At 63.1% G+C, this 20,764-nt stretch carries 22 protein-coding genes; 12 read left to right on the forward strand and 10 right to left on the reverse strand.

The window, feature by feature from the left end; genetic code table 11:
- Positions 1–101: 101 nt before the first annotated feature.
- Entirely contained in the window at positions 102–1,031 is a 930-nt protein-coding gene (locus FN835_RS00005) for a DUF817 domain-containing protein (RefSeq protein WP_142661141.1), read from the forward strand.
- On the opposite strand, the gene FN835_RS00010 is transcribed toward FN835_RS00005, so the two are convergent.
- Positions 930–1,313, reverse strand: coding sequence for a hypothetical protein (locus FN835_RS00010; RefSeq protein ID WP_142661142.1), 384 nt, complete (start codon positions 1,311–1,313; stop codon positions 930–932). The two genes, FN835_RS00005 and FN835_RS00010, sit on opposite strands and share 102 nt — an antisense overlap.
- Before the next feature lie 70 nt (positions 1,314–1,383).
- Here FN835_RS00010 and FN835_RS00015 point away from each other — a divergent pair, with 70 nt between their 5' ends.
- Positions 1,384–2,154 carry an alpha/beta fold hydrolase gene (locus FN835_RS00015; protein ID WP_142661143.1) on the forward strand — a complete coding sequence of 257 codons (771 nt, stop codon included), beginning with the start codon at positions 1,384–1,386 and terminating at the stop codon, positions 2,152–2,154.
- Here the strand turns inward: FN835_RS00015 and FN835_RS00020 are convergent.
- Positions 2,151–2,453, reverse strand: coding sequence for a hypothetical protein (locus FN835_RS00020; RefSeq protein ID WP_142661144.1), 303 nt, complete (start codon positions 2,451–2,453; stop codon positions 2,151–2,153). The genes FN835_RS00015 and FN835_RS00020 overlap by 4 nt on opposite strands.
- A gap of 104 nt (positions 2,454–2,557) precedes the next feature.
- On the opposite strand from FN835_RS00020, the gene FN835_RS00025 reads away from it, so the two are divergent.
- Both FN835_RS00025 and FN835_RS00030 read left to right on the forward strand, forming a co-directional pair.
- A complete protein-coding gene (locus FN835_RS00025) occupies positions 2,558–2,701 on the forward strand; it encodes an entericidin A/B family lipoprotein (RefSeq protein ID WP_142661145.1) in 144 nt (47 codons plus the stop codon).
- Positions 2,702–2,941: 240 nt separating this feature from the next.
- Positions 2,942–3,181, forward strand: a complete 240-nt coding sequence (locus FN835_RS00030; protein WP_185958528.1) for an entericidin A/B family lipoprotein — start codon at positions 2,942–2,944, stop codon at positions 3,179–3,181.
- Between the two features lie 54 nt (positions 3,182–3,235).
- Here the strand turns inward: FN835_RS00030 and FN835_RS00035 are convergent, their stop codons facing one another.
- The 3 genes from FN835_RS00035 to FN835_RS00045 form a co-directional block, all read right to left on the reverse strand.
- Positions 3,236–4,528 carry a hypothetical protein gene (locus tag FN835_RS00035; RefSeq protein ID WP_142661146.1) on the reverse strand — a complete coding sequence of 431 codons (1,293 nt, stop codon included), beginning with the start codon at positions 4,526–4,528 and terminating at the stop codon, positions 3,236–3,238.
- A gap of 213 nt (positions 4,529–4,741) precedes the next feature.
- On the reverse strand, positions 4,742–6,541 hold the full coding sequence (gene lepA / locus FN835_RS00040; protein WP_142661147.1) for a translation elongation factor 4: 1,800 nt from the start codon (positions 6,539–6,541) through the stop codon (positions 4,742–4,744).
- Between the two features lie 60 nt (positions 6,542–6,601).
- Positions 6,602–7,501: a DMT family transporter gene (locus FN835_RS00045; RefSeq protein WP_142661148.1), complete on the reverse strand. Its 900-nt coding sequence runs from the start codon at positions 7,499–7,501 to the stop codon at positions 6,602–6,604.
- Positions 7,502–7,601: 100 nt separating this feature from the next.
- On the opposite strand from FN835_RS00045, the gene FN835_RS00050 reads away from it, so the two are divergent.
- The 3 genes from FN835_RS00050 to FN835_RS00060 all read left to right on the forward strand — a co-directional run bounded on the left by FN835_RS00050 (position 7,602) and on the right by FN835_RS00060 (position 8,949).
- Positions 7,602–7,787: a heavy-metal-associated domain-containing protein gene (locus FN835_RS00050; protein ID WP_142661149.1), complete on the forward strand. Its 186-nt coding sequence runs from the start codon at positions 7,602–7,604 to the stop codon at positions 7,785–7,787.
- 159 nt (positions 7,788–7,946) lie between these two features.
- The gene (locus FN835_RS00055) at positions 7,947–8,252 is read left to right on the forward strand and encodes a hypothetical protein (protein ID WP_142661150.1); all 306 of its coding nucleotides are present in this window, start codon (positions 7,947–7,949) and stop codon (positions 8,250–8,252) included.
- Positions 8,253–8,259: 7 nt separating this feature from the next.
- Positions 8,260–8,949, forward strand: a complete 690-nt coding sequence (locus FN835_RS00060; RefSeq protein ID WP_185958529.1) for an NAD-dependent deacylase — start codon at positions 8,260–8,262, stop codon at positions 8,947–8,949.
- A 21-nt stretch (positions 8,950–8,970) separates the two neighbouring features.
- On the opposite strand, the gene FN835_RS00065 is transcribed toward FN835_RS00060, so the two are convergent.
- On the reverse strand, positions 8,971–9,153 hold the full coding sequence (locus FN835_RS00065; protein ID WP_142661151.1) for a DUF3008 family protein: 183 nt from the start codon (positions 9,151–9,153) through the stop codon (positions 8,971–8,973).
- Positions 9,150–9,614: a GatB/YqeY domain-containing protein gene (locus tag FN835_RS00070; RefSeq protein ID WP_142661152.1), complete on the reverse strand. Its 465-nt coding sequence runs from the start codon at positions 9,612–9,614 to the stop codon at positions 9,150–9,152. Before FN835_RS00070 ends, FN835_RS00065 begins: the two co-directional genes overlap by 4 nt.
- 151 nt (positions 9,615–9,765) lie before the next feature.
- On the opposite strand from FN835_RS00070, the gene carA reads away from it, so the two are divergent.
- A complete protein-coding gene (gene carA / locus FN835_RS00075; protein WP_185958530.1) occupies positions 9,766–10,911 on the forward strand; it encodes a glutamine-hydrolyzing carbamoyl-phosphate synthase small subunit in 1,146 nt (381 codons plus the stop codon).
- 69 nt (positions 10,912–10,980) lie between these two features.
- The gene (locus FN835_RS00080) at positions 10,981–12,921 is read left to right on the forward strand and encodes a glycosyltransferase (RefSeq protein WP_246098608.1); all 1,941 of its coding nucleotides are present in this window, start codon (positions 10,981–10,983) and stop codon (positions 12,919–12,921) included.
- Between the two features lie 21 nt (positions 12,922–12,942).
- Here FN835_RS00080 and FN835_RS00085 read toward each other — a convergent pair whose 3' ends face one another.
- Complete coding sequence (locus FN835_RS00085; RefSeq protein WP_142661155.1) at positions 12,943–15,750, reverse strand: [protein-PII] uridylyltransferase family protein; 2,808 nt, start codon at positions 15,748–15,750, stop codon at positions 12,943–12,945.
- A gap of 253 nt (positions 15,751–16,003) precedes the next feature.
- Here FN835_RS00085 and FN835_RS00090 point away from each other — a divergent pair, with 253 nt between their 5' ends.
- The 3 genes from FN835_RS00090 to ilvN all read left to right on the forward strand — a co-directional run bounded on the left by FN835_RS00090 (position 16,004) and on the right by ilvN (position 19,336).
- The gene (locus FN835_RS00090; protein ID WP_142661522.1) at positions 16,004–16,837 is read left to right on the forward strand and encodes an arginyltransferase; all 834 of its coding nucleotides are present in this window, start codon (positions 16,004–16,006) and stop codon (positions 16,835–16,837) included.
- A gap of 166 nt (positions 16,838–17,003) precedes the next feature.
- On the forward strand, positions 17,004–18,761 hold the full coding sequence (locus FN835_RS00095; protein ID WP_142661156.1) for an acetolactate synthase 3 large subunit: 1,758 nt from the start codon (positions 17,004–17,006) through the stop codon (positions 18,759–18,761).
- Between the two features lie 14 nt (positions 18,762–18,775).
- Positions 18,776–19,336: an acetolactate synthase small subunit gene (gene ilvN, locus FN835_RS00100; protein ID WP_142661157.1), complete on the forward strand. Its 561-nt coding sequence runs from the start codon at positions 18,776–18,778 to the stop codon at positions 19,334–19,336.
- A 6-nt stretch (positions 19,337–19,342) separates the two neighbouring features.
- Here the strand turns inward: ilvN and FN835_RS00105 are convergent, their stop codons facing one another.
- Together FN835_RS00105 and FN835_RS00110 are read right to left on the reverse strand one after the other, a co-directional pair.
- A complete protein-coding gene (locus FN835_RS00105) occupies positions 19,343–19,687 on the reverse strand; it encodes a hypothetical protein (protein ID WP_142661158.1) in 345 nt (114 codons plus the stop codon).
- A gap of 257 nt (positions 19,688–19,944) precedes the next feature.
- Positions 19,945–20,697 carry a M48 family metalloprotease gene (locus tag FN835_RS00110; protein WP_142661159.1) on the reverse strand — a complete coding sequence of 251 codons (753 nt, stop codon included), beginning with the start codon at positions 20,695–20,697 and terminating at the stop codon, positions 19,945–19,947.
- Positions 20,698–20,764 lie beyond the last annotated feature (67 nt).

A 20,764-nucleotide genomic window follows, 5' to 3' on the forward strand; every position in this document is an offset into this window, starting at 1 on the left:
CATGGCGACGAGGGCAACGCCGCCGTCGAAGCCAAGGTCAAGGCCGAGGTCGAGGCACTTTGCGCGAAGTTCCCGCTATATAGCGGGATGTGAGCGGGGCTATGCCCCCATCGGCGCGCGGGTCCACCCGCGCGCTTGAACGACGACTTGGTGACTGGGCGCGCAAGCGTGTGCCCCGTCCCATCGTCGATCTGGTCTTGTTCGTTCTGAAACAAGGCTGGGCCTGCCTGTTCGGCGCGCTGATGCTGGCCGCGATCATGCTGAGCCATCGGCTGTGGCAGCCCGACTGGCCCATCCGGCGCTATGACGCGCTTTTCGTCTTTGCGATCTCCACGCAGACGCTGTTCCTGATCCTGCGACTGGAAACTTGGGCCGAGGCGCGGGTCATCGCGCTGTTCCATCTGACCGGCACCGCGATGGAAATCTTCAAGATCCATGCCGGATCATGGTCCTATCCCGAACCCGGCATCATGAAGCTGATGGGCGTGCCGCTGTTTTCGGGCTTCATGTATGCCAGTGTCGGGTCATATATGGCGCGGGTCATCCGCATCTTCGACATGCGATTTACCCCCTATCCGCCTTTCTGGCTGACGGTTCTGCTGGCGGTGCTGATCTACTGCAATTTCTTTGCGCATCACTTTCTACCGGACATCCGGCTGGCACTGTTCGCAGCCACCGTGATCATCTATGGCCGCACCATGATCTGGTTCCGGCCAGGTCGCTGGTATGCGATGCCCTTGCCACTGGCCGCGTTCCTGACCAGCCTGTTTCTGTGGATCGCAGAGAATGTCGGGACCAGCACCGGCACTTGGCTTTATGCTGGCCAGATGACGCTGGACCATGTGTCCTTCAGCAAGATCGGGTCGTGGTATCTGCTGCTTTACGTCAGCTTTGTCACCGTGACGCTGGCCAGCAGGCGTGGCATCGGCTTAGATAAGCCCGCGTTGCAGCATGATCCAGACGGCCAGCGCGGCCAGCACCAACAGCCCCAGCACGACGCCCGAGGCCCAGCTGATAAAACCGCCCTGTAGCCGCGCGCCCTGTCCCAGAGGGCGCAGATAGGTGGTCAGCGCCTTGTGCGCGCGCTCAAGCCTGGTGAAATCGACCTGCCGGGCCAGCTTGGGGTTGCCCGACATGCGATCGGCCTGCGTCAGAAACATCGCCTCGCGCCGCAGACGACGTGGCAAAGCGCCGCCGCGCTTGTGCATCATCGCCTCCAGATCGGGCTGCTGTCCGCGCTTGGCCCCGCCATAGCGCGACGCCATCAGGCTAGCCACCTCATCGGCCATCGGCCGGATGTCTTCGATACCCATCGCACCGTCCCCTTTTGGCGCAAGGCTACCGCCTCTGGCGCTGCTTCGCCAGTGGCGCTAGGGTCGCGCCATGATGCTGAACATGACCGAAATCGGAGAGGATTCGGGCCAGCCTCCGGTGCTTTTGGCACATGGGCTGCTTGGATCGGGCAAGAACCTTGGCGGGATCGCGCGCAGGCTGGCACAGTCGCGCCGCGTCATCATGCTGGACATGCGCAATCACGGCGACAGCTTCCATGATCCCGATCACAGTTATCCGGCGCTGGCGGATGATCTGGCGCAGATCATCGCCGCGCAGGGCGGTCAGGCGGATGTGCTGGGCCATTCCATGGGCGGCAAGGCCGCGATGATGCTGGCGCTGACCCACCCGGATCTGGTGCGCAAACTGCTGGTCATGGACATCGCCCCCCATGCCTATGGCCACAGCCAGACCCCGCTGATCGACGCGATGGAGGCGGTCGAGCTGACCGACCTGCGCCTGCGGTCGGAAGCCGATGCGCGGCTGGCCCGGCATGTGACCGAACCGGGCGTGCGGGCATTTCTGCTGCAATCGCTGGACCTGAAATCGCAGCCGCCGCGCTGGCGTTTCAACCTGACCGCGCTGCGTGACCAGATGTCCAATCTGGTCGGCTGGCCCACCGACACGCCGAAAGCCGCCTTTCACGGTCCGGCGCTGTTTCTGGCGGGCGCGGCATCGGATTACTGCCGCGAACCGCAGGTGCAGGCCATCCGCGAATATTTCCCCGAAGCACGCATCAAGTTTCTGGCTGGTGCCGGACATTGGCTTCACGCCGACCGTCCTGCGGAAGTAGCTGAAATGGCCGCGGAATTTCTAGGCTAGCAACGCAAAGCGATTTCGGCGACACCTGTATCGCCGGGGATTTTCGTTACCATGCTGTTCGGAATCGGCGTGCAGCCCGTGGCTTGCGCTGCAGCGGTCACCATCAGGCCGGGAACACGCGCGCGGTTTGACCGGGACAGATAGCCCAGCCGGATCACCTGCGCCCGTGTGGGGTTCTGAAACACCGCGAAATCCACGCCATCGACGGTGACGTCATGACGCACAGCCCCCATGAACCCCACCGAGGGCGAAGCACAGGCGGCAAGCAGAAGCAGTAGCAGGAAAACGATCATATGCATGACCCGCATCGTTGCACGAAAGCGTTAAGCAACTGCTAACATCCGGCGGAACCTGCCGGGGTTTCAGTGCGTTATCCGTCCGACAATTCATGCAGGAGTGCATCATGCGCCAAGTTCTGAAACTGACCCCGATCCTTGCCCTGCTGGCGCTGGCCGCCTGCGAAACCGTGCAGGGCGCGGGACGGGACATGCAGGCCGCCGGTCAGGCGGTGTCGCGCGAAAGCCAGGAAGCCCAGATGGGGATGTGATCCCCGTTTCCGGCGCGTGACCAAAGGCGGCCCTGCCAGGCCGCCTTTTTACATGCGATTCGCTCATGCCGTGCGGATGCAGCCAAAGCACAACCCACGCCACAGGCAATTCCCGCCCGGAATGAGAGGATTTCCGCCGATATGTCCGAAATTTGCATTCCTCGCGTTTCCGTGAGGGGTGATCGGCAGCAGGGTGCATTAGATTCCCTGAAAAAACGAGCAGACAAGAAAGGAACGATAATGGGACGGATGCTTCAATTCGCGCCGTTGCTGGGTCTGATGGCGATTTCCGCCTGCGAGACGATGCAAGGGGCAGGACGCGACATGCAAAGCGCCGGGGCAATGCTGACCGAGCAAAGCGCCAACGCGCAGACGCAGATGGGCCAGACGACCTTGGGCACCTCGCCTTCGTATAGCGCGACGACGCCTTATGGTGGCGCGTCTCCGGCACCTTATTCGCCGACGCCCGCGCCTTACTGACAGATCGACCACCGCTATGTGGCACGGCTCCGCCTTGCGGGGCCTTTCGGTCGTTCAGGGTGTGAAAGGCCCCGCCGCCTGCCCCGGCGGGATGGCCAGTCGAAAGCCCGGCAGCCAGTGATGCAGATGCTTGCCCGGATAGATGCGCGACGGGCTGGAAAATCCGGTGCGGATCTGGCCGCCGCCAAAGGGCAGCGGGCGCGGTTCGCCACGGCTGGCCGGATCGCTGCGCCGGAACGCATAGTCCAACACCAGCCCGCCCCGTGCCGGGCTTTCCAGTTCGACGACGATACGGTCGGGGCCTGTCAACGCGACGTCGGAAATCCTGTTCGGAATACGCGCCGGCAATGAGAAGCCGAAATTCGGATAGGCGGGCGCATCATGGTCGGTCATCAGGGGACCATCCGCGAAGACATCTATCTGGATGCGCCGGTCGTCCAGTCGCCGCCAGCTTAGGGGCCGTGGCGCGTGCCATGCCTGCCCGGCCTCCAGCGCGGAAATGGCCAGGGCTGAAAGTTCGCCGATCAGTGTCTTGCCTTCGGGACCGTGATGGATGCTGTCTTGCAGCGAATAGGGGTAAAGCGGGCCAAGAAAGGTCAGGTTCGCACCGCCCTGCTGCGCGATACGCAGGATCGCCTGACGGCTGTGCCAGTCATTGCCCGAAAACTCGCCCGTTGTCCCGGCAATCTGCGTGACCAGCCAATGCGGGCGGCAGCCCAGCCGGATCAGGCTTTCATCGATCATCGTCTTGGCCTGATGGAACGCCTCGACATAGGCATCGACGGGTGTGGCGCGGTCCGCCTCGCCGTGGATGAACAGGATATAGCAGCGCGAGGCATCGCGGCCATTCGCCCGCGCCGCGGCCAGCAATTCCGCCGCGTCGTCCAGCATATCCTGCAGGATCGGCGAAACCGAGCCATCCGCCAGCCGGAAAATCCCGGTCAGATACTGGTGCGGCGGCGGCAGGCCGACCAGACGCATTCCACCCTTGGCCGCTGACTGCACATAGATCCCGTCATACCCCCCGGACGCCATCAGCACGCTGCCCGCCACATGCAGGATCGAGGTCGAACCGATCGCGCGCCATGCTGTGGGCATGATACGCTGCAGATGTTCGGGGCGCAGGCGGCGTCCGTCCTGCCAGAACACTTGTCGCGCCTGTTTGCGCTGACCCGAAACCTCGCGCGCGTTGCTGGCCGAAGGGGTCAGCACCTCGGGATTTTCCAGCAGTGGCGATTGCGGGCGACCTGCCGTAACGAAGCCATCCGCGTTGGACTGACCATAGGTGAAAATCAGCAAGGCGGGCTTCAGATCGGTGTCTGGCAAGAACGCAGCAGGTTCGGGCACGGGCATATCCAAATATGGGGAACAAAGCTGATCGTGGAAAACGAAAACATGTAACTAAAAAACGCCGTGTCAGAAATCTGCGGCTTGGAAAGTGAACCAAACGGCGGGCAGACAAGTCAAGCAAATGCCAGGAGGCCCGGCACGCGCTGGCCCGACGTGGCAATCCGACCACGCGGGCCGGAAAAGCGAAGGGGCGCCGAAGCGCCCCTTGTCTTAGTTGTCCATCTTGAGCGCCTGGATAAAGGCTGTCTGCGGGATTTCGACCTTGCCGAACTGCCGCATCTTCTTTTTCCCGGCCTTCTGCTTTTCCAGCAGCTTCTTCTTGCGCGTCGCGTCGCCGCCATAGCATTTCGCGGTCACGTCCTTGCGCATCGCAGACAAAGTTTCACGCGCAATGACGCGGGCGCCGATGGCCGCCTGAATCGGGATCTTGAACATATGGCGCGGGATCAGCTCTTTCAGCTTTTCCACCATGACCCGGCCACGCGATTCCGCACGGTCACGGTGGACCATGATCGACAGCGCATCCACCGGCTCGTCGTTCACAAGGATCGACATCTTGACCAGAAAATCCTCGCGGTATTCGCTGATCTGATAGTCGAAACTGGCATAGCCCTTGGTCACCGATTTCAGACGGTCGTAGAAGTCGAAGACCACTTCGGCCAGCGGTAGATCATAGACAACCATGGCGCGGTTGCCCGCATAGGTCAGGTCCATCTGGATGCCGCGGCGATCCTGGCACAGCTTCAGCACGTCGCCCAGATATTCGTCGGGCACCATGATCGTGGCCTTGATGCGCGGCTCTTCGATATGGTCCACATAGGTCAGGTCGGGCATGTCGGCGGGATTGTGCAGGTCGCGCACTTCGCCGTCCTTCATGTGCAGCTTGAAGACCACGCTGGGCGCAGTCGTGATCAGGTCCAGATCATATTCGCGTTCCAGACGGTCGCGGATCACCTCAAGGTGCAAAAGCCCAAGGAAGCCGCAACGGAAACCAAAGCCAAGCGCGGCCGAGGTCTCCATCTCATAGCTGAAGCTTGCGTCATTCAGTGCCAGCTTTTCGATGGCATCGCGAAGCGCCTCGAAATCGTTGGCGTCCACCGGGAACAGGCCGCAGAACACCACCGGTTGCGCGGGTTTGAAGCCCGGCAAAGGCGTATCCGTGCCCTTTTTCTCATGCGTGATGGTATCGCCCACGCGCGTGTCGCGAACCTGCTTGATCGAGGCGGTGAAGACGCCGATCTCACCCGGTCCAAGTTCGGCGATGTCCTGCATCTGCGGGCGCAGAACGGCCAGCTTGTCGATGCCGTAAACCGCGCCGGTCTGCATCATCTTGATGCGTTCGCCCTTTTTCACCACGCCGTCCATGACGCGGATCATGACGACGACGCCCAGATAGGCGTCATACCATGAATCGACCAGCATCGCTTTCAGCGGCGCGTTGCGGTCGCCCTTGGGGGCGGGCAGACGGGTGACGATGGCTTCCAGCACGTCGGGAATGCCAAGGCCGGTTTTCGCGGAAATCGGGATCGCGTCCTGCGCGTCGATGCCGATGACTTCCTCGATATTCGCCTTGACCCGCTCGGGTTCTGCGGCGGGCAGGTCGATCTTGTTCAGGACCGGCACGATTTCATGGCCCGCGTCAATCGCCTGATAGACGTTGGCCAGCGTCTGCGCCTCGACACCCTGCGAGGCATCGACGACCAGCAGCGAACCTTCGACGGCGCGCATCGAACGGCTGACTTCATAGGCAAAGTCCACGTGGCCGGGTGTGTCGATCAGGTTCAGGACATAGCGCTTGCCGTCCTTGGCCGGATAATCGATCCGCACGGTGTTGGCCTTGATGGTGATACCGCGCTCACGCTCGATATCCATGCTGTCCAGAAGCTGGGCTTTCATGTCGCGTTCGGCGACCGTGCCCGTCATCTGGATCAGCCTGTCGGCCAAGGTGGATTTGCCGTGGTCGATATGCGCCACGATGGAAAAATTACGGATGAGGTCAAGGTCGGTCATGATGGGCGGGCTATACAGGGGGTTTCGCGTTCTCGCCAGAGATTTCGCGCGTTCGGGCCGTCAGGTCGTGAAACCCGCTGCGCGAAGCTTGCGGCGGCGCAACTGTGCTTCGCGCCACATGGCATAACAGCCTGAACCGACGATGACCGCAGCACCCAGCAAGGTCAGCATATCGGGCCGCTCGTCGAACACCACAAGCGCCAGAACGATGGCAAAGACCAGACGGACATAGCGAAAGGGGGCCAGCGCCGCCGCCTCGCCCAATCGGGTGGCGGTGACCAGCAGCGCATAGCCCAGAATACCGACCGTCAGACAGGCCGCGACGCGCAACCATTGCCCGGCATCTGGCATCACAGGGCGCTGCCCCAGGACCAAAGCCATGGGCACCGCGACCACCGCCAGCCCCAGAAACGCCGATGCGGCAAGTTGCAGCGACGGGATGCGGGCGGGAACGCGGCGCGTAACGATGTCGCGGGCGGCAAAGCAGATGACTGCCAGCAAAGCGATCAGCGACGTCACCGAAAAGCCGTCGATGCCGGGCCGGATCACCAGCAATACGCCCAGAAAGCCCAGCCCGATCGCGCTCCACCGTCGCCAGCCCACCGGCTCGCCCAGAAAAAGTGCAGCGCCCAGCACGATGGCCAAGGGCTGCGCCTGCATGATCGCGGCCGTGGGGGCCAACTCCCCCAATGCCAGCGCCGCCACGAACAGGACCGAGCCGCCCGCCTCGCCCAGATTGCGCAGTATCAGCGCCGGATACCACAGATCACGGGTGAACAGGCGCCCGCCCTGCAATCGCAGCCCGATCCAGAACCCCATCCCACCGATCAGTCCGATCAGCCCCAGCACCTGGGCATAGGGCAACTCTGCGGAAAGCAGTTTGATAAACATGTCCTCAAAGGCGAACAGCACCATTGAGACGACCATGAGCATCGCCGCACGAAAATTTTCGCTGACCATCAGTCGATCCTGACCGCAAATTGGATGTGTTGGGGAATTGCGGCAGACCGCTCCTTGCCTCAATCATAGGCACATTGTGACCGGGAAGGAAGGTGAGCCGATGAAATTCCGCGTCATGGACATGACCTGCAACCATTGCACCGCCACGATCGAACAAGCGGTGGCCAAGGCCGGCGGCACGGCACGCCCCGATCTGTCCCTGCATCTGGTCGAGATCGAGGGGCTGGCACCCGGCCGCGCCGAGCAGGTGATTCGCGACGCCGGTTACACCCCGGAACCCGCCTGACGGCATATCTTGCGCCGCGCCCGGACCTGCGCGCCATCACTTGTCACGCCCCCGCGATTGAGCGTGATCGGGCTTTCTGATAGGCTGCCCCCTATAACATGCGGCTGCATAAGGGTGCCTAGCCTTGCCGCGACCAGGCAAATGCCCAAGGAGACAGTGATGATCAATCGCCTGATGATCGCCGCAGCCGCGGTGGTGCTGACTGCGCCGCTTGCCGTTGCAGGCCCCATCGATTCCGCCTGCATCCGGTCCGAACGCTCGGCCAGCAGCCGCCAGCTTTGCGGCTGCATCCAGCAGGTTGCCGACATGACGCTGTCGCGCGGTGACCAGCGCCGCGCCGCCGCATTCTTCAAGGATGCCGACTCGGCTCAGGAAGTGCGCATGTCGAAAAGCAACGCCGACAACGCATTCTGGGCGCGCTACAAGAATTTCGCGGATTCTGCCGAGGCATATTGCGCGAACTGAGGCGATCATGCGCATCGCCATTCTGACGGGGGCCGGCATTTCGGCCGAAAGCGGCATCCGAACCTTCCGCGCCACGGACGGGCTTTGGGAAGACCATCGCATCGAAGATGTCGCAACCCCTGCGGGATTTCGCGCCGACCCCGCGCTGGTGCATCGCTTTTATAACATGCGCCGCGCCGATGCGGCCCGCGCCCAGCCGAATGCCGCGCATCGGGCGCTGGCCCGGTTGGCAAAGCAGCATGACGTGACCCTGATCACGCAAAACGTCGATGATCTGCACGAACGCGGCGGCTCGCCCAATGTGATCCACATGCATGGCCGCCTGCTGGGCGCGCTATGCGCGACCTGTGGCCATCGCTGGCCCGCCACTTTGGTCATGCGTTCGCAGGATCGCTGCCCGTCCTGCACCAAACCCGCCACACGCCCCGACATCGTGTGGTTTGGCGAAATCCCCTATCACATGGAGCAGATCTGGCAGGCCGTCGAAGACGCGGACCTGTTTGCCGCCATCGGCACCTCGGGTCAGGTCTATCCGGCGGCGGGTCTTGCCCAGCACGCCAGACGCGCGGGGGCGCAGACGGTCGAGCTGAATCTGGCCCAGACCGCCGCCAGCCGCGACTTCATGGAACATCTGATCGGACCGGCCACGCTAATCGTTCCGCAATGGGTCGATGAACTTTGCCACCCTGCCCCCTGAACGGACGACACCGCTAGGCCCTTAGTCCTTTTTCGTCGGCAATCCCTTGCGCTTGGTCGAGGCAAGCTCTTCCAGCTCGCTCTCGCTCATCGACTTATACATGTCCTGCGACGCGCCTTGCAGATCCTTGACCTTGGTATCGCCGCGTTTGGCCGACAGGGCCGCGCCTGCGGCCTTTTGCTGTGCCTTGCTGGTTGCCTTCATGTCATCAACCGATCCTTGATCATCGGACCGACGGCGCCGAAATCCATCTGGCCCGCGTGACGGTTGCGAAGCTCGGCCATGACGCGGCCCATGTCGCGGATCGAACTTGCGCCCAGATCGGCAACCACCGCGTCGATGGCGGCCTGCGTCTCGGCCTCGTCAAGCTGACGCGGCAGATAGGACTGGATGACCGCGATTTCGGCCTGTTCGCGCTCGGCCAGTTCCAGACGTCCGCCTTCCTCATAGGCTTTGGCGGATTCCTGACGTTGCTTGACCATCTTCGACAGGATTGCTGTCAGGTCGGCATCGGTCAGCCCCGCCTCATCGCCGCCGTCGCCACGTGCCGCGATTTCGCGATCCTTGATGGCTGCGGAAATCAGCCGCAGCGTTGACAGCCGTGCGCTATCCTTGGCCTTCATCGCTTCTTTGGTGTCGGCCGAGATCCGTTCGCGCAGTGCCATCATATCCTCGTGGGCTAAGTTCAGCGGCGTTGTTTCTTGCTTCGCCTTTGGCGTCAACCCAAGCCATATGGGCAAAGTTCCCCGGATGCGGCCTTGACGCCTGCGGGCACTGCTTCTAGTTTCCCGCCGATTTATTCCCGGAGAAATGACGATGGCCCAGAAACCGACCGCATGTCTAGCACTTGCCGACGGCACCGTTTTCCATGGCCAGGGCTTCGGCGCCACGGGCGAGGTTGTGGCCGAACTGGTCTTCAACACCGCCATGACCGGCTATCAGGAGATCATGACCGATCCCAGCTATGCCAGCCAGATCGTCACCTTCACCTTTCCCCATATCGGCAATACCGGCGTCACCGAACAGGATGACGAAGCGGCCGATCCCGTCGCCTCGGGCATCGTCGTCAAATGGGACCCGACCGAGCCGTCGAACTGGCGCGCCACCAGCGATCTGGTCGCCTGGATGGAGCGGCGCGGCCGCATCGGCATCGGCGGCATCGACACCCGCCGCCTGACCCGCGCGATCCGTCAGCAAGGTTCGCCCCATGTGGTGCTGGCCCATGATCCGCAAGGGAATTTCGACATCGCCGCCATGGTCGCCCGCGCGCGCGACTGGCAGGGTCTGGTCGGTCTGGACCTCGCGAAAGACGTGACGACCCGGCAAAGCTATCGCTGGGACGAAGGGCTGTGGGAATGGCCGGGCCAGTTCGGCGCAGCGACCGAAGCCAAGCCTTTCAAGGTCGTGGCGCTGGATTACGGCGCGAAACGCAACATCCTGCGCTCGCTTGCCGGAAGCGGGGCCGAGGTGATCGTGCTTCCCGCCACCGCCACCGCCGACGAGGTGATGGCCCACGAGCCCGAAGGCGTCTTCCTGTCGAACGGCCCCGGCGATCCGGCGGCCACCGGCACGTATGCCGTGCCGATGATCCGCGAACTTCTGACACGCGATCTGCCGATCTTTGGCATCTGCCTTGGCCACCAGATGCTCGCTTTGGCGCTGGGTGCAAAGACCGTGAAGATGGGTCACGGCCATCACGGCGCGAATCATCCGGTGCGCGACGTGGAAACCGGCAAGGTCGAGATCACCTCGATGAACCACGGTTTTGCCGTCGATGCACAGACCCTTCCCGAAGGCGTGATCGAAACCCATGTCAGCCTGTTCGACGGCTCGAACTGCGGCTTGCGGATGGCGGACCGCCCGGTCTTTTCGGTGCAATACCACCCCGAAGCCAGCCCCGGCCCGCAGGACAGCGCCTATCTGTTCGACCGCTTTGCCGAGGCGATGCGCGCCCGCCGCTAAGGCGCGTGTTGGTTAACCGGTTCTTAACTCCTTTCGTGCAACACGAAGGGGATGAACCGGGGACCGACCGTGGCAACAAGCGCAGCAGCCATCAAGCCAAGGCAGGAACGGCCTTTGCCGGTCGTGGCCGAACGCGACTTGCGCCCGCTTGGCCAGATCCTGATGCAGGATGGCGCGGTTCAGCCGGCAAACCTGTTTCGCGCCTTGGTGATCCGCCAGCGCCAGCAGATGCGGCTGGGCGAGATCCTTTTGGCACATGGCTGGGTCAAGGAAGATGCGCTGACCCGCGCGTTGGCGCAGCAATGGCGTGCGACGATCGTCGATCTCAACTCTGACCCGCCCGATCCGCGTCTGCTTGACGATCTGGGCGCGGAAATCTGTCTTGCCGAAGGGATCGTGCCCTGGCGTCGTGTAGGTGGCATCACCTTTGTCGCGACTGCCCGACCCGAAGCCTTCGATGCCTTGCAAAACCGCCTGCCCCGCGACTGGGGCACGGTGCGAATGCTGCTCTGCTCTGAAAACGCCGCCCGCAACGCGGTGGAAAAAACCCGCAAGACCCAGATGATCCGGTTGGCCGAGGCGCGGGTGCCTGCCACCCAAAGCTGCCGCACCCGCAACGAACGCCGCACCGGACGCATCGCGGTCCTGCTGATCGTGTTGGCCGTTCTGGGTCTGCTGATCGCCCCGGTCGCCGTCATCGCCACGCTGACAGGCTGGGCGGTGCTGACGCTGATCGCCTCGATGTGCCTGAAAATCGCGTCGTTTCAGGCGGTGCTGCGCCAGAACCGACAAAACCGCGATACGGCCCCTGCCACTGCTCATGCACCGCTGCCCGTCATCTCGGTCATGGTGCCGATGTTTGCCGAGGCGGATATCGCGGACCGCCTGATCGGGCGGTTGTCGCGTCTGGATTACCCGCGTGAGCTGATGGACATTCTGATCGTGGTCGAGGAATCCGACCACATCACCTGCGCCGCGCTGGCCACGGCCAGATTGCCGCGCTGGATACGCGTGGTGAAGGTGCCCGACGGTCCGGTCCGCACCAAGCCGCGCGCGTTGAACTATGCGCTGAATTTCTGTCGTGGCCAGATCATCGGGGTCTGGGATGCCGAAGATCGCCCCGAACCGGACCAGTTGCATAAGGTCGCGCGGGGTTTTCAGCAGGCTGCGCCGGACGTGGCCTGCCTGCAAGGCGTGCTGGATTACTACAACCCCCGCAGCAACTGGCTGGCGCGGGTATTCACCATCGAATACGCCGCATGGTTCCGTGCGACGCTGGCAGGGGCCGCCGCGCTGGATCTGGTGGTGCCGCTGGGTGGCACGACGCTGTTCTTTCGCCGCGAGATTCTGGAAAATATCGGTGCATGGGACGCCTGGAACGTGACCGAAGATGCCGATCTGGGCGTGCGCCTGACCCGGCACGGCTATCGCACCCAAATGCTGGACACCGTGACGCATGAGGAGGCGAATTGCCGCCTGATCCCGTGGGTCAAGCAACGGTCCCGCTGGCTCAAGGGGTTCATGATGACATGGGGGGTGCATATGCGCGACCCGGTGGCGTTGTGGCGCGATCTGGGGCCGCGCCGCTTTCTGGCCTTGCAGGTGCAGCTTGCCGCCTCGGTCTCGCAATACCTGCTGGCGCCCGTGTTGTGGAGCTTTTGGCTGCTGACGCTGGGCCTGCCCCACCCGATGCGCGAAATGCTGACCGGCCAGATGGGCGGCAATGCAATCCCGCTGCTGTTCACGGTGTTTCTGGCATCGGAACTGCTGAACTGGTCCGTCGCGCTATGGGCCGTGCGCGGGCAAGGGCATCGCCACCTGATGCCTTGGGTTCCGACGCTGCACCTGTATTTCCCGCTGGGCTGCCTTGCCGCGTGGAAAGCGGTATATGAAGTGGTGATGAAACCATTCTATTGGGACAAGACCCAGCACGGGCTGTTCGACAGCACCGATGACGCCGCAGGCTTGCCGAACGACCCGCAGGCGCGGATCATCGAAAGGCGGGCCTAAAGGCGCCGATGGGCGCATCCGTCAGGCGTCCGACACGGCCAGGGATGCGTCGATGATCCGCCCGGCCTCGGCCACCACCTGTTCCAGCCGCTGCTGCAATGCCTCAAGCGTCGGGGTATCGGTTTCGCGCAAAAGGAATGCCTGACCGCCGCGCCCAATGTGATCCATATCCAGCGGGCGTTCCGTCAACAGCCGACCCGCGCATTGCAGGCTCCACAAGAACCGCCGGGCCGAGGCCAGTGCATCGGCATCCTCGCGCGACAAAAGACCGGCGCGCAGACCCGCACGCAACTGCGCCAAGGCGGCACGCGCGGGGCTGGCGGCACGCAGGGCGCAGGATTGCGCCAGCAATTCAATGTCTTGCAGACGACCCCGCCCAATCTTTGCTTCCCACCGACCATCGGCGGCTTTGGCCGCGAAGATGCGGGCGCGCATTTCGGCCAGATCGCGCATGACCTGCGGGGCGCTGCCGCGCGTCGTCAGGATCTCGACCCGCAGGGTTTCGACCTGCTGGGCCAATGCCTGCGCATCCGTGCCGCATTGCCCGATCACGCGGGCGCGGGTCAGGGCCAGATGCTCCCATGTCCACGCCTCGGTCAGTTGATAGTCGCGGAAACTTTGCACCGAGGTCGCGACCGGCCCCTGCCGACCCGAAGGGCGCAGCCGCATGTCCACCTCATACAGTCGCCCGGCCGATGTGGGGGCGGAAATCGCCGTGATCATCGCCTGCGTCAGCCGCGCGTAATAGGCGCGGGGTGCCAGCGGCTTCGGCCCGTCCGATCCTTCGGACCCATCCGCATCATAGATCACGATCAAGTCCAGATCGGATGCCGCGTTCAGTTGCCGTGCCCCCAGCGAACCCATGCCCAGAACGACCGCGCCGCGCCCCGGCGGTGGACCGTGACGGCGGGCGAATTCATCGGTCACGACCGGGAACAGCGTCGCCACGACGGCATCGGCGATATCTGCATATTGCCCGCCCGCCTCCTCGGCGCCGATCAGGGCGCGAAGGTGATGCACGCCGGTGCGGAACTCCCATTCATGCGTCCAGCGCCGCGCTGCATCCAGCGCGCGTTCATAGCTGCCATCCGGCCCGGAAAGCACCTGCCGCAGCACCCGTTCCAGATCGTCGCGCAGGCCCGCCGCACCGGGCCATTCCGAAAAGAAGCTGCCCCCCAGCACCGCGTCCAGCACATCGGGATGCCGCGCCAGATGCGCCGAAAGCCCCGGAGAGGTGCCGCAAATATCCACGATCAGGTCGATCAGCTGCGGATTGGCCTCGAACAGCGAAAAAAGCTGCACGCCAGCGGGCAAACCGGCCAGAAAAGCGTCGAAACTGGACAGGGCTTCGTGCGAATGCGCGGCGGCGGTCAGGCGGGTCAGCAATTCCGGCTCGATCCGGGCAAAAACCTGACGGGCCCGTTCGGAACGCAGGGCGGGATAGGCCCGCCAGCGTTCGACCATCCCCTCGGCCTCCGAGGACAGCTTGGGGCGCTGGCCGTGATCGGTGGGCGTAAAGAAATCCGCCGTCAGCGCCTCGACCCGCGCCAACCGTTCGGCAAGGCGGGCGGACCAGACCTGCACGTCCGCCTCTCCCATCAGATGCGCGATGGTTGCGACCCCTTCGGGTTGCGGGGGAATCTGGTGGGTTTGCGCGTCATTGACCATCTGGATGCGATGTTCGATGTCGCGGTGTTCGCGGTAATGCCGGGTCAGTTCGGCTGCGACATCGGGCGGAACCCAGCCTTTTTCGGCCAGACGCGCCAGACCTTCGACGGTGCCGCGCACCCGCAGGTCGGGGTCACGGCCCCCGGCAATCAACTGGCGGGTCTGGGTGAAAAATTCGATTTCGCGGATGCCGCCCTGCCCCAGCTTCATATTGTGGCCCGGCACCTCGATCCGGCCATGCAGGCCTTTGTGATCGCGGATGCGGCGGCGCATGTCGTCGGTGTCCTGAATCGTCGCGAAATCCAGATGCCTGCGCCAGACAAAGGGGCGCATCTCATGCAGGAAGCGTTCCCCCACGGCGATATTGCCCGCACAGGCCCGCGCCTTGATATAGGCCCCGCGTTCCCAGGTCCGCCCCTCGGCCTCGTAATAGGCCAGCGCGGCCGAGACCGAGATGCAGACAGGCGTCACCGCAGCGTCGGGCCGCAGCCGCAGATCGGTGCGAAAGACGTAACCCTGTGCGGTATTGTCCGAAATCGTGGCCGCAGCCTTGCGCGTGGCCCGGATCAGGGCGGCGCGGGCCTCATACTGGTCAGCGGGGGCATAGGCCGTGTCGTCGTAATAGACGATCAGGTCGATGTCGGACGAATAATTCAGCTCTCCGGCACCCATCTTGCCCATGGCCAGCGCGGTGATGCCGCCCGCATCCGCGTCGGTGTCGGGCAGCTTGCCGCGCGCCGCCTCATGCGCGACATGGACGCGCAGGGCCAGATCGGTGGCACGATCGGCCAGATCGGTCAGCGCGCCCGTCACGCGTTCAAGCGTCCAGACGCCGCCCAGATCGGCCAGGGCGGTCCACAGCGCCACGCGCCGCTTGGCAAGCCGAAGCGCAGGGCCAAGCGCATCCGCGGACAGATCGCCGAACCCCTGCGTCACGCGCGCCACCATATCGGCGTCTGGGGACGTCGGATCGGCCAGCGTATCGGCCAGCCATTCGGCTTCGTGCCCGATCAGCCCGGCGATATAGGGGCTGGACCCGGCGGCCCCCCGGATCAGGTCGGCCAGGGCGGGATCGGTGATTCCCGTCAGCGCCAGCGCGGATTGTCCGCGGCTTGGGTCCATGGGAATCGGCTGGCGGGTGATCTGGGTCGCAAAGCTCATGCCGGGAAGCCTATCTGCGCGCCGTGCCGCGTCAATGGCATGAAATCGCCCGCCTTCCGCGCATCCGGGCACCATGCGGTGAACAGGCGGTTTCCCCGCTTGGCGAGGGGGTGAACTGTTGCTAGGCTTTGCCGCACCCGCATACCCGATGATAGCAGATGAGCCGCCCGCCGAAGATGCGCGCAATCAGGATCAGACCGACGCAGCCCCCGCCCTGCCGCACCTGCGGGCCTGTCCCAGCGGGGCTTTTCTGATGCGTCACAGTCTGCCGCATGCGCCGCAGTTTTATGTGACGGCGCCGCAGCCGTGCCCTTATCTGCATGGCCGCGCCGAACGCAAGCTGTTCACCGCGCTGGCGGGCGATAGCGCGAATGAACTGAACAACGCGCTGTCGCGCCAAGGCTTTCGCCGTTCGCAGAACGTGCTTTACAGGCCAAGCTGCGAAAGCTGCGTGGCCTGCATGTCGGCACGAATCCGGGTGTCGGAATTCCAGCCCTCGCGCACACAGCGCCGGGTGCAGCGCAAAAGCACGCATCTGCGTCGCCTGCCCACCAGCGCCTGGGCGACCGAGGAGCAGTATGAACTGTTCCGCCGCTATCTGGACGAACGCCACGCCGATGGCGGGATGGCCGACATGGACATCTTCGAATTCGCCGCCATGATCGAGGAAACCCCCGTCCGCACCCGCGTCATAGAATATCGCCAGACCGAGCCGGGCAGCCCGATTTCCGACGATGATCGCCTTGCCGCCGTCTGCCTGACCGATGTGCTGGATGACGGGCTGAGCCTTGTCTACAGCTTCTATGACCCTGCGCTGGAGGCATCCAGCCTAGGCACATACATGATCCTTGACCATATCGAGCTGGCGCGCAGCGCGGGCCTGCCCTTTATTTATCTGGGCTATTGGGTGCCGGGCAGCCGCAAGATGGATTACAAGGCCAAGTTCTCGGCGCTTGAGATCTATAAGGGCGGCGTATGGCAGCCCATCGGCGATCCCGCGCAGCATTCTTCGGACATCCACCCCCTGTCGGTCGATCCGATCGTAGAGCAGGTTGCCCGCATCACATTGCCGCAAAAGCAGCGTTAATTAGCCTGCGCCGTCAATTACGGTAATAAAATTTCAAGAATTTGCAAAGCGGCGTCATTTTATTTGAAAATCGCCATTGACCCTGCCCGGCAAGCCCCATAGTTTCCGGCGACGCGGCGGCGGGAGGACCGTGCCGCGACGTGTATCAAAGCTATGGAGAATGGGCATGTCCCGAAGCATGACGGGTGCAAGGATGGTTATCGAAGCTCTGCGCGATCAGGGCGTCGATACCGTATTCGGCTATCCGGGCGGCGCGGTACTACCCATCTATGACGAGATTTTCCAGCAAAACGACATCAAGCACATTCTGGTCCGCCATGAACAGGGCGCGGTCCACATGGCCGAAGGTTATGCGCGTTCGACGGGCAAACCGGGCGTGGTGTTGGTCACTTCCGGTCCGGGCGCAACCAATGCGGTCACCGGGCTGACCGATGCGCTGCTGGATTCGATCCCGTTGGTCGTGCTGTCGGGTCAGGTCCCGACCTTCCTGATCGGCACGGATGGCTTCCAAGAGGCCGATACCGTCGGCATCACCCGCCCCTGCACAAAGCATAACTGGCTGGTCAAGGATACCGATCAACTGGCCGGAACCATCCACAAGGCGTTCCACGTCGCGACCTCGGGGCGTCCGGGGCCGGTGCTGGTCGATATTCCCAAGGATGTGCAATTCGCGACCGGCGAATATGTCGGCCCCGATCAGATCGCCACGCCCAGCTACCAGCCGGTGAAAAAGGGCAATATCGACGCGATCACCCATCTGGTCGAACTGATGGAAAAGGCCGAGCGTCCGATCCTTTATACCGGCGGCGGCGTCATCAACTCGGGCCCGCAGGCCAGCGCGCTGCTGCGCGAATTGGCTGACGCGACGGGCTTTCCGCTGACCTCGACCCTGATGGGTCTTGGCGCATATCCCGCATCCGGGAAAAACTGGATCGGGATGCTGGGAATGCATGGCCTGTATGAAGCCAATATGGCGATGCATGATTGTGACCTGATGATCGCCGTCGGTGCGCGTTTCGACGACCGCATCACGGGCCGCGTGGCCGATTTCAGCCCCGGCTCGGTCAAGGCGCAGATCGACATCGATCCCAGCTCGATCAACAAGGTGATCCATGTGGATCTGCCCATCGTCGGCGACATCGCCCATGTGCTGGAGGACGTGCTGAACGTCTGGAAATCGCGCGGACGCAAGCTGAACCAGGCGGGCCTGACCCAATGGTGGGCGCAGGTCGAGGCCTGGAAATCGGTCGATTGCCTGAAATACAGGAACTCTGACAAGACCATCAAACCGCAGCACGCGCTGGAACGCCTGCAGGCGCTGACCGCGCATCGCAAGGACCGCTACATCACGACCGAGGTGGGCCAGCATCAGATGTGGGCCGCGCAATACCTGCATTTCGAAGATCCGAACCGCTGGATGACCTCGGGCGGGTTGGGGACCATGGGCTATGGTCTGCCTGCATCCGTGGGCGTTCAGGTGGCCCATCCCGATGCGCTGGTCATCAACGTCGCCGGCGAAGCGTCATGGCTGATGAACATGCAGGAAATGGGCACGGCGGTGCAGTTCCGCGCGCCCGTCAAGCAGTTCATCCTGAACAACGAACGGCTGGGCATGGTGCGGCAATGGCAGCAATTGCTGCATGGCGAGCGTTACAGCCAGTCGTGGTCCGACAGCCTGCCCGATTTCGTCAAGCTGGCCGAGGCGTTCGGCTGCAAGGGCCGTCTTGTCAGCGACCCCGCCGATCTGGACGCCGCGATTCAGGAAATGCTGGATTACGACGGCCCGTTCATTCTGGACGTGATGGTCGAGAAGCATGAAAACTGCTTCCCGATGATCCCGTCGGGCAAGCCGCATAACGAAATGCTTTTGGGCGAAGCCTCGACCGAGGGTGCCATCACCGGCGCCGGCGCGGCTCTGGTCTGATTAGGAACAAGAAAATGGCAGCACTGAAACTTCAGAAAGGCGCGTCCAGCCATTCGGCCTATGACCTGCGCGATCCGAATGCCGAAATCATCGAAAGCCACACTCTTGCGGTGCTGGTCGAAAACGAACCGGGGGTTCTGGCCCGAGTGATCGGGCTGTTTTCGGGCCGCGGCTTCAACATCGACAGCCTGACCGTCGCCGAGGTGGACCATCTGGGCCACCGTTCGCGCATCACCATCGTGACGCGCGGCACCCCTGCGGTGATCGTGCAGATCAAGGCGCAGCTTGGCCGCATCGTTCCGGTCCACGAAGTCCACGACCTGACCGTCGAAGGGCCAAGCGTCGAGCGTGAACTGGGCTTGTTCAAAGTCTCGGGCAAAGGCGAAAAGCGCGTCGAGGCGCTGCGTATCGCAGAAATCTTCCGTGCGAATGTGGTCGATTCGACGCTGGAAAGCTTTGTGTTTGAGATGACCGGCACGCCCGAGAAACTTGACGCATTCGCCGATCTGATGCGACCGCTGGGCCTGATCGACCTGGCCCGCACGGGCGTGGCTGCGCTGGCGCGCGGCGCCTGATCGAAATCAGCCTGCCGCCGCAACCTTGCGCGGCGTCAGGTTGCCACCCGGATAGGAATTGTTGGAAATGACGCGCAGCACCGGCTGGCTTCGGCCAGAGGTGCGCCCCATATCGCGCAGCAATCCCGGCAATTCTGAACGATTGCCATTATTGACCAGCGACACGCTGCGGGCATGACGCAATTCACGGATCGTCTCGAACTCAAGTTCGACCAGATCACCGGCTTCGGGCCAGTCATTGCCCGGAACCAGATTCCCATGCCCCTGAAGATAGGCCAATGCGCCGTGATCTTCGCACCATATGACAGCCTTTTCCTTGGCAAGGCTGCTCCACAAAATGACGCCAATCATAAAATAGCCCCCGAAAATTGAGCCCCAGAACGGCGGGCCACCGTCTCAATCACTGGGGGAAGTTATAGGCGAACTCTCGCCTACGAAAGTGATTTTTCGTAACAGCAATATGACCCACCCATGCGCAGTCCAGCATTTTGACGCATTTGTCAGCTCTGGTGAAAAACTGGACTGACCAGTTTTTATAAACCCAAGGGAAATCAGCCCACTAACACCCGAAAGCTCTTCTGCGGCAAGACTGCCACAGCGCATGACTTTTATCTGGTGCGCCCGGAACGATAATCCGCGACCGCGCGCGCAACTTGAGCCATGCGCGACGCCCGCGAGGGGTGTGTGCCTAAAATTTTATCACCCGGATCGGGAATGCGGGCAAAGAATTGCGCGCCATGTTCAGGGTCATAGCCTGCATTCATGGTGATAATCGCGCCCAGATAATCCGCTTCCAGCTCCCAGTCCTTGGAGTAATAGCGTGCGCCGAATTGTGCGCCCATTTGCTGGGCACTTTCGATCGCGTCGGGGTTGCCGCCATAGGCGCTGGCCAATCCGCCCAGAATCACCGCCCCCATGGCGGCGGCGCTGCTTTTGCGGTTGATGTGGCCAAGGATGTGGTGGCTGGCCTCATGCCCGACCACAAAGGCCAGTTCATCAGGATTGCGCGCCTCTCCGATCAGGGACAGCGTGAAGCCGATGATCGGGCGACCATTGTCGTCCACGGTCTGAAAGGCGTTCGGCTCCAGCCCCGAACGATCATCGACGATGAACTGGAAATCGCAGTTGATCGGCTGCTGGCGGCGCTGCATGCATTCACGCTCGACCGCGGGTTCCATCCGGCTGATGACCTGCACAAAGGCGCGGGCCGATGCGCGCGCGCCCGAAGGCGTGTCGGGCGACGGGCGGATCTGGGATGCGGGCAACGCGATCTCGGCGCCCTGCGATGGCGCGATGGGCTGTGTCGCGCAGCCCGCAAGGACCAGCGCCGCCATTGCCGCCATCTGCCATGCCCGGATCATTCTGTCGCCCCCTGCCCGCTGTCTCCGGCACGGTGCGGCCGGGATATTCGGGCCACCTTATCCGTCC

The organism is Paracoccus laeviglucosivorans (genome assembly GCF_900182695.1).
GTDB lineage: Bacteria > Pseudomonadota > Alphaproteobacteria > Rhodobacterales > Rhodobacteraceae > Paracoccus > Paracoccus laeviglucosivorans.